Origin of the sequence: Corallococcus sp. CA054B, assembly GCF_003611625.1 — a bacterium.
GTDB lineage: Bacteria > Myxococcota > Myxococcia > Myxococcales > Myxococcaceae > Corallococcus > Corallococcus coralloides.
Genome location: NZ_RAVY01000298.1, coordinates 1 through 8044 on the forward strand (window position 1 = coordinate 1; position 8044 = coordinate 8044).

Annotated in this window: 7 protein-coding genes; 2 read left to right on the forward strand and 5 right to left on the reverse strand. The window is 70.9% G+C overall.

Annotated elements, in window-relative coordinates; translation table 11 throughout:
• Positions 1 to 132: 132 nt before the first annotated feature.
• Both D7V80_RS38965 and D7V80_RS38970 read right to left on the reverse strand, forming a co-directional pair.
• The gene (locus tag D7V80_RS38965; protein ID WP_120592867.1) at positions 133 to 1098 is read right to left on the reverse strand and encodes an SDR family oxidoreductase; all 966 of its coding nucleotides are present in this window, start codon (positions 1096 to 1098) and stop codon (positions 133 to 135) included.
• Positions 1095 to 1949 (reverse strand): lysophospholipid acyltransferase family protein, encoded by an 855-nt coding sequence (locus D7V80_RS38970; RefSeq protein WP_120592868.1) that lies wholly within the window; start codon positions 1947 to 1949, stop codon positions 1095 to 1097. Before D7V80_RS38970 ends, D7V80_RS38965 begins: the two co-directional genes overlap by 4 nt.
• Before the next feature lie 91 nt (positions 1950 to 2040).
• On the opposite strand from D7V80_RS38970, the gene D7V80_RS38975 reads away from it, so the two are divergent.
• A complete protein-coding gene (locus D7V80_RS38975; protein WP_120592869.1) occupies positions 2041 to 3474 on the forward strand; it encodes a DUF2252 family protein in 1434 nt (477 codons plus the stop codon).
• Position 3475: 1 nt separating this feature from the next.
• On the opposite strand, the gene D7V80_RS38980 is transcribed toward D7V80_RS38975, so the two are convergent.
• The 3 genes from D7V80_RS38980 to D7V80_RS38990 form a co-directional block, all read right to left on the reverse strand.
• Positions 3476 to 4423, reverse strand: coding sequence for a polysaccharide deacetylase family protein (locus D7V80_RS38980; protein WP_120592870.1), 948 nt, complete (start codon positions 4421 to 4423; stop codon positions 3476 to 3478).
• A 16-nt stretch (positions 4424 to 4439) separates the two neighbouring features.
• Positions 4440 to 5150, reverse strand: coding sequence for a glycosyltransferase family 2 protein (locus D7V80_RS38985; RefSeq protein WP_014394809.1), 711 nt, complete (start codon positions 5148 to 5150; stop codon positions 4440 to 4442).
• Between the two features lie 78 nt (positions 5151 to 5228).
• A complete protein-coding gene (locus D7V80_RS38990) occupies positions 5229 to 6542 on the reverse strand; it encodes an NAD(P)/FAD-dependent oxidoreductase (RefSeq protein WP_120592871.1) in 1314 nt (437 codons plus the stop codon).
• Positions 6543 to 6772: 230 nt separating this feature from the next.
• Between D7V80_RS38990 and D7V80_RS43295 the strand changes: the two genes are divergently transcribed.
• A partial coding sequence (locus D7V80_RS43295) for a zinc-ribbon domain-containing protein (RefSeq protein ID WP_233586061.1) occupies positions 6773 to 8044 on the forward strand: 1272 nt, incomplete at its 3' end.

Sequence of the window (8044 nt, forward strand, 5' to 3'; positions counted from 1 at the left end):
CTCTCACTCCCCATCGCCACCGCCCCATGCCTGACAGTGTTGTCAGGCCCTCCCTGCCATCCCGCCACGTCCCCCCTGACATGAGTGTCAGGGAACCGTGGCGGGGGCCCACGAAAAGCCGCCGCGCCCCCGCTACTCGCCGATGACGGAGCGGATGGTGTCGCGCATGGAGTGCCGGGCCTTCCAGCCCACGTCCTGGACCCAGCGGTTGCCATCCACGGCGCAGAGGAACTGGATGTGGTCCAGCTCCGGCGGCGGGAAGTTGGCCAGCCGGTAGCGGAACATCAGGCCCAACAGGGGCCGGGCCAGGGGGTGTGGCACGGGGATCGCGGTGTGACCCAGCTCGCGAAGCACGGCGGACAGGGGCACCTGGCCGGGGCCCACGACGTTGTAGACGCCCTTGGGCTCCGGGCGCAGGGCCTCCACCATGGCGCGGGCGACGTCCTCCACGTGGATGAGCTGCACCATGGGGTCGAAGCCCGCCATGGTCCACGGGTGGCGCAGCCGCAGGTAGTTGGACGGCGCGTTCTTGATGGTGGGCCCGACGATGTGGACGGGCCGCAGGATGACCGTCTCGATGTCGGGGTGCTTCCAGAAGAAGCTGTGCGCCAGCATGTCCACTTCGATGAGGTCGCGCACGCCGGAGAAGCGGCTCGCGGCCATCAGCGGCGCGTCCTCCATGAGGAAGTTGGAGTTGTCCGGGCTGGGGCCGTAGACGTTCGCCGAGGACAGCACCACCACCTTCTTCACGCCGTACTTCGCGCAGTACTCCAACAGGCGCGTGGTCCCCACGACGTTGAACGAGTGGTGCTCCTCCTCGCTCATGCGCGGGTCATGCATGATGCCCATGTGGATGACGGCGCGGACGTTGTTCTTGCGGAAGACGTCCTCCGCCTTCTTCTTGCGCAAATCCAGCTGGTGCATCTCGACGTCCTTCGGCTTCCCGATGAAGGGACGCCGGTCGATGCCGATGATGCGCTCGCGCTTGTGCAGCATCTTCGCCAGCGTGCGGCCCAGGTTGCCGCTGATGCCGGTGACGACGACAGCCGGGCGCTTGTCCGCGACGACCGCGTCCTTCTCTTCCGTGGGGGCGCTCACCAGAACACGCCCCGGCGTTCCTTGAGACCCTGGTGGAGCATCGCCTGGATGGAGGCCTTCACGGTGCGCACCTTCTTGTCCAGTTCGCTGTCCTCGTCGTCCGCGCGGCCGGTGAAGTGGAGCGCGTCGCCGAAGTAGATGCGGTACTTCGTGGGCAGCGGGAAGGGCGTGCCCGTGGGGGTGATGGGGAAGGACGGGAAGCCCAACAGCTTCGCCACCGGCTTCAGGTTCATCAGCGCGGGCGCCTGCTCCTCCGCGCCCACCACGGCGATGGGCACGATGGGCGTGTTCGTCTCCAGCGCCAGGCGCATGAAGCCCAGGCCGAACTCCTGGAGCTGGTAGCGCTGGGGCCACAGCTTGTTGAGCCCGCGCGTGCCCTCCGGGAACACGAGGATGGCCTCCTCCGCCTCCAGCAGCCGCCGGCAGTTCTCCGGCGTGCCGACAATCTGGCCCACGCGCGCCATGAACGTGGAGACGTACGGCAGGGACGGCACCCACTTCTCCACCATGCTGCGGATGGCGCGCGGCGGGTTGCCCTCCACCATCAGGGCGATGCCAATCATCGCGCCGTCCAGGGGCAGCTGGCCGGAGTGGTTGGACACCAGCAGCACCCGTCCCGCGGGGATGCGGTCCGCGCCGTAGGCCTCCACCCGGAAGTAGTGGCGGTAGAGCCACATGAACGGGGCAATGGCGGCCAGGCTGTAGTCCAGGTTGAACCCGAACGGGTCCACCCCGTACTCGTTCTCCGTCCGGGCCAGGGCCTGGAGTTGGTCGGACTGCTGCTCGCCGGCCATGCGCTCGGTCCAACCGCGCAGGCCCTTCTTCACCTTGTCGCTGAAACGCTCCAGCATGGGCCCGCTCCTTAGCACCCCCGCCCGCACGCCGGGAGTGGGCCCACAACCCGCGGTGCCCTTCTGACGATAATCCGCCGGAAGGTTCCCCATGCGCCTCCCCTCCAAGCCCTCCCGGCCCTCCCGGACGTCCGCTTCCGGCGCCACCGTCGCCGCCTCGGTGCTGACGCTCGCCGCCTCCGGGGCCGCGGCGGGGCGGCTGGCCTCCGACGTCAGCGACTTCCAGCCCCAGGCCACCACGTCACGGACGGGCAACACCGTGGCGGGGAACACACTGGCGCCCAAGCAGGCCCGGGCGTCCGGGCTGGAGCGGCAGCCTTCCCAGGCCGTGGCCTTCGTGCGCGACTTCAACGCGCGGCTGGACCTGCCGCCCGCGCGCCTGAAGGAGAAGCTGGCGCAGATGCGGCAGAGCCCCTCCGCCGTGTTCCGCGCCATGCCCGCCCTGTTCCACGCGGACCTGCGGGGCCCGTACGCGAAAGAGGCCCGGCTGACGGACCGGCCCGCGCCGGGCATCCGGGTGGTGGGTGACGCGCATGTGGGCAACCTGGGCACGTTCCGGGGGCCGGAGGGCAAGCCGGTGTGGGGGCTCAACGACTTCGACCAGACGGGCACCGCGTCGCCGGAAGCGGACCTCACGCGCCTGGCCACCAGCGCGGTCCTCACCGCGCGCGAGGCGGGCCTGTCCGCGGGCGAGCAGGGCAAGGCGGTGGAGGCGCTCGCGAAGAACTACTTCGAGACGCTGGAACTGCTGGCGGACGGCGACGCGAACCCGGGGGCGTTCCTGGACAAGAAGGAGTCCTCCGGGCCGGTGAAGGACCTCATCAACCAGGCGCGTGACACGTCCGCCAAGAACCTGCTGTCCAAGTACGTGAAGCTCGACGGCGCGAAGGGCCCGCGCTTCCTCACGTCGGACACGCTCAAGCCGCTGGACGCGGAGAAGAAGGCGGCGGTGCGGACCGCGCTGGCGTCCTACGAGAAGACCCTGGACGGCACGGAGCGCGTGGCCCTCCCCTTGAAGGTGCTGGACCTGGCGGAGCGGCTGGACGCGGGGGGCAGCAGCTACGGCCTGGAGCGCGACTACGTGCTCGTGGGCGCGGCGGATCCGAAGGCGCCTCCGGTGCTGCTGGAGCTGAAGGAGCTGCTCGCGTCCGGCGTGGCGTCGCCGCCGGTGCCCGCGAACGGCGCGGACGTGGTGAAGGCGCAAGAGGAGCTGGGCGGCGCCATGAACCCGCTCACGGGCGCGGTGAACATGGGCGGCCGGGCGTTCCTCGTGCGCGAGGTCGAGCCGGAGAAGAACAAGCTGGACGACGCCGTGCTCGGGAAGAAGAAGTCCCTGCGCTCCACCTTCGAACAGGCGGGCGTCGTGCTGGCCCGCGCCCACGGCAACACGCAGGCCCAGGCGCAGAGCCTGGAGGACTGGGTGGGCCCAGACACGAAGGAGGCCACGAAGCGGCTGGTCGCCTTCGCGCAGGCCTACGCGGATCAGACCGAGGCGGACTGGAAGGCCCTGAAGGCCGCGCGCTGATTCAGAGCGTCGCGGACAGCTGCCCCGCCGCGTCGCGCAGGGTGACGACGTCGAAGTCGTCCTTCAGCCACTGGAAGATGCTGCGCAGCCGCTCCATCTTCTTCGCGGCGCTGGTGCGCAGGTCCCGCTGCTGCCGCACGAGCTCCGGCGGGATGCCATCCGTGGCGTCCAGCACGTCGACACCGTGCAGCTCGAAGTTGAAGAAGGCATCCGCCCGGCACGTGCGGTACGCGGCGCGCATCGTGCCGCGAGGCAGCGTCGTCGCGAACGTGCCGATGAACGGGAAGCGCACCACCGGCGTCACTGTCATGGGCAGCTCCAGCACCGGCCCCGAACCGCGACGGTAGGGCTGCGCGGGGTCCGGCCGGTACGGCACGCGCGGCGCCAGCAACACGCGAGGGGTGTCCAGCACGGAGCGCGACGGCCGGCCCAGCGCCGCGAGCGCTCCCATCACCGCCGCCTTCGCCGCGTAGTACGGCGCCGCCGGAAACGCGGACGAACCGTACCGGTAACCCTGCGCCACGGTGGCCGCGTACAGGTCCGCGTTCAGCGTGTAGCCCGGGGCGCGGAATCCGGAAGGACGCACGCCCACGGCCTTCAGGATGGCCGCGTCCGCGCGCGCCAGGTCCTCCGCGATGGCGTCCGGTCCGCGCCGCGTGAGCGCATAGTCATGGGCATGGCTGTGGCTCGCCACCTCCACGCCCGCCGCGTGGGAGCGCCGCATGCCGTCCACCGCACCGGGATCCGACTCCAGGTCCTCGCCGATGACGAAGAACGTCCCGGGCACGCCCACCGCCGCGAACAGCTCCAGGAAGCGCGGCACCGCCACGCGGTGGATCAGCGTCCGCGCGCGCTCATCGAGCAGCGACTCGGGCAGCCCGTGGATCCGGCAGTAGTGCGGCAGCGAATCCAGGTCGACGGAGATGGACGCCAGGCGCGCTGCCGTCATGGGGCACTCCTTGCGCTCAGGTCCCGCGGACGCGGATGACGTAGAACAGCTTGCCCACGTTCTTGAGCACGTTGGGCACGCGCTTGAACAGGTGGATGGACGGCTGGCGCTTCTCATGGAGCTGGATGGGGATCTCCATGACGTTCAGTCCTTCGCGCCACGCGCGGATGACGAACTCGCTGGCGAACACGTCCATGTCCACCACGCACTTCTGGATGACGGGCAGCAGCGCTTCCCGGCGGAACGCCTTCAGGCCGTGCGTGTCCGTGCCCTGGAAGCCCAGCGCCACGCGCAAGAGCTTGTTGTGCACCCGCGTGGCCGCGCGGCGGATGAGCGGCCGCTGGTCGCTCGCGCCCTTGGCCGCCTTGGAGCCCACGACCATGTCCGCCTCGCCGCGCTCCAGCCGGGGCAGCGCCGCGTCGTAGAAGGTCAGGTCGCAGAGGTCGATTTCATCGCAGACCACGTAGGTGCCCTGGGCCTTCAGGATGCCGGCCTTGAGCGCCACGCCGTAGTTGGGCGTCTCCGAGTGGAACCAGCGCAGGCGCGGGTTCTTCGCGCAGATCTCCTCCAGGAGCCGGGGTGTCGCGTCCCGCGAGCCGTTCTCCGCGAAGATGATTTCGTAGTCGAGCCCGCGAGCATCCAGCCCCTGACGCAGCTCTTCGGCTGCCTGGGCGATGATGGACTCCTCGTTGTAGACGGGGATGACGACGGAGAGGTGCAGGGCCATGGGTCCGGAAATCCGAAGGGAAGACGTTGGGGCGTAGCACGCCCCCAGACCACCGTCGACAGGAGACGACTCCTTGCGTCAGCCGTTCAGCGTCCGGGCGCAAGCCCGCCCGTCCAGGATGGCGTCCTCCATGGACGCGTATTCCCACTTTCCATAGCGCCCCGCCATGAGGATGCCGGCGTGCTCCAGGAAGCGCTTCACCTCCGCCATCGCGGGGCCGTAGGCGTCGTCGTAGAGGACGTACGCGTTCGGAATCTCCCGTCCCTTCGCGAAGAGGATGTCGTCCGCCGAGTGGATCATCCGCGAGCGCACCAGGTCCTCCACCGCGAACCGCTCCGCGTCCGCCACGGACAGCTCGCCGTGGTGGCTGAACTCCACGGAGAAGCTGGCCGTGTCCGGCGGGGCCAGGGGCGCGTACACCGCCGACGGCGCCCCGATGCGGTACGAGTGGAACTCCGGCTCCGGCAGGTAGATCCAATGCCACGGCTGGCGGTTCGCGCCCCGGGCGCCCACGCACACGTACGTGACGATGAAGGCACGCAGGCGCTTCGCCGCGGCCCGCACCTCGTCCGGCACGCCGGAGGCGCCCTTCCCGAGCAGCTCCACCAGCGCCGGCAGCGCGATGGAGGACACCAGCCCCGAATACGGCAGGGTGCGCCCGTCCGACAGCGTGACCTGCTTCGCCTTCCAGTCGATGGAGACGGGCTCGGTGCGCACGCTCAGCTCGCCGCCCGTGAGGTGCTCCTTCATCGCGCGCGCCAGGCTCTCGATGCCGCCCTCGCGCGGGTAGAGGAACGACGCGTTGTAGCCCAGCTGATCACTGCCCGCGCCGAGCGCCCCGTCCACGACCTCCTTGAGGGTGGGGCGCGGCACGAACCGGCCGACCCACGCGGCGGACATCTCGCGCGGGTGCACGGTCCAGAGCTTCTGGTTGTAGGGCAGCATGAAGTTCTTCGCGAAGCCCTCGCCCATGTAGCGGAGGATGAACTCCTCGAAGTTCACGGGGTCGCGCTCGCGCAGGGCGCGGCCCTTCTCCCCGTAGATGGCCTCCACGTAGCCGACCAGGTTCTCCGCGACGACCTCCGGCGGCAACCCGTGGGTGTTCACCTGGTAGGGGAAGCGGGTGAAGGTGTCGCGCGAGAAGATGGCGGCGCGGCGCTGGATGCGCACCAGCTGGTCCGGCATCCAGAGCGTGTTGACCAGCTGCTGGATCTCCGGGTCGCGCAGGTGGAGCCAGTGGCCGGTGGGGTCGAAGTAACACCCGTCGATGACCTCGGTCTTGATGAGGCCGCCGACCCGGTCGGACTTCTCGATGAGGCGCCAGGGGCGCTTGAGGAAGTGCGCGGTGGACAGGCCCGCCAGGCCCGCTCCGAGGATGACGATGGGATCCATACGCCGCCGGGTCTACCACCCTGGGAGGGGGCCTGGAAAAGGGATGCACACTGTTGGTGTTGGCGGGCGCCCGCCCTCCTGCCCGGCCGGGTGACAACGGTGCGCACCAGGGACGCGTTCTTTCCGGGCTTGAAACGGCTCTGCTAGCCTGCACGCGCCGCGCGGACCATCGCACGCCCCCGTCATTAGCTGCGCGTGCGCGCGCCAGCCGGTCTCGTCGAAGGAAAACAATGAAAGTCTCCTGCCCGTCGTGCCAGACGAATTACAACATCGATGACAGGCGGATCCCGCCCGGCGGCGCGAAGCTGAAGTGCGCCCGGTGCCAGACCACGTTCCCCATCAAGGCCGATGGCGCGAGCTCCGAAGCTCCCGAGGCCGCGGCGCCGCAGCCCGCCGCCATTCCGCTGCCGGGCAGTGCCGCGCCGCAGTCCGCCGCGATTCCGCTCCCGGGCACCGCCGCGCCCCAGTCCGCCGCCATCCCGCTCCCGGGTCAGGCTGCCCCCCCGTCCGCCGCGATTCCCCTGCCGGGCAACGCCGCGCCCCAGGCCGCCGCCATTCCGCTGCCAGGTACCGCCGCCCCGCGCGCCGCCGCTCCTGCGCCTCAGTCCGCCGCCATCCCGCTCCCGGGTAGCGCCGCGCCTCAGTCCGCCGCCATCCCCATGGGCGCGGGCCCGGCCATCCCGCTGCCGGGCACCGCCGCCCCGCGCGCAGCCGCTCCGGCTCCGCAGTCCGCCGCCATCCCGCTCCCCGGCACCGCCGCGCCTCAGTCCGCCGCCATCCCCATGGGTGCGGGTCCGGCCATCCCACTTCCGGGCACGGCCGCCCCGCGCGCCGCCGCCATCCCGCTGCCGGGCAACGCCGCTCCGCCCGTCCCCGAGGATCCGTTCTCCTTCGACGACGAGGTCCCGCCCGCGGCCTATGCCTCGCCGGGCGTGGCCGCGCCCCGGGCCATCTCGCTCGACGCGGGACAGGGCGCGCCGGTGGCCCTTCCGGACGACTCGTTCAACTTCGACATGGACGCCGCGCCGCCGGCCATGGCACCCGCGGAGGACGACTTCGCGGAGGTGAGCAGCGGCGAGTTCTCCTCGGTCGACACCAGCGACTTCTCCGAGCCCCGCGAGGACGTGACCCGCGTCGTCGCCATCCCCGTTCCCAACGCCGCCTTCCGCGAGCCCGCCGCGCCCGCCGACTACGGCACGCACGAGCCCGCAGGCACCGCGCGCGACTTCGACTTCTCCGAAGAGCCCGTCGCCGCCGCCCCGCCCGCGGAGGCCGACTTCGGCACGCCCGACTTCGACTTCGCGGACGACGGCACCCTGCCCGCCCCCGCGCAGCCCGCGCCGGAAGACGCGTTCACCTTCGACATCAACGACCCGAACAACGCCCACGGCCCCGCGGCGTCGCGGCCCCATCCGCAGACCTACGGCTACGGCGAGCCGGAGCCCCAGGCGGATCCGTTCGCCCTGGCCCCGCCCCCCGCGGAACCGGAGGCGGATCCGTTC

Bases quoted from the DNA above. Each gene is read 5' to 3' on its own strand.
- D7V80_RS38970 (WP_120592868.1), bottom strand. From the start codon at position 1,949: ATGCTGGAGCGTTTCAGCGACAAGGTGAAGAAGGGCCTGCGCGGTTGG.
- D7V80_RS38990 (WP_120592871.1), bottom strand. From the start codon at position 6,542: ATGGATCCCATCGTCATCCTCGGAGCGGGCCTGGCGGGCCTGTCCACC.
- D7V80_RS38975 (WP_120592869.1), top strand. From the start codon at position 2,041: ATGCGCCTCCCCTCCAAGCCCTCCCGGCCCTCCCGGACGTCCGCTTCC.
- D7V80_RS38980 (WP_120592870.1), bottom strand. From the start codon at position 4,423: ATGACGGCAGCGCGCCTGGCGTCCATCTCCGTCGACCTGGATTCGCTG.
- D7V80_RS38985 (WP_014394809.1), bottom strand. From the start codon at position 5,150: ATGGCCCTGCACCTCTCCGTCGTCATCCCCGTCTACAACGAGGAGTCC.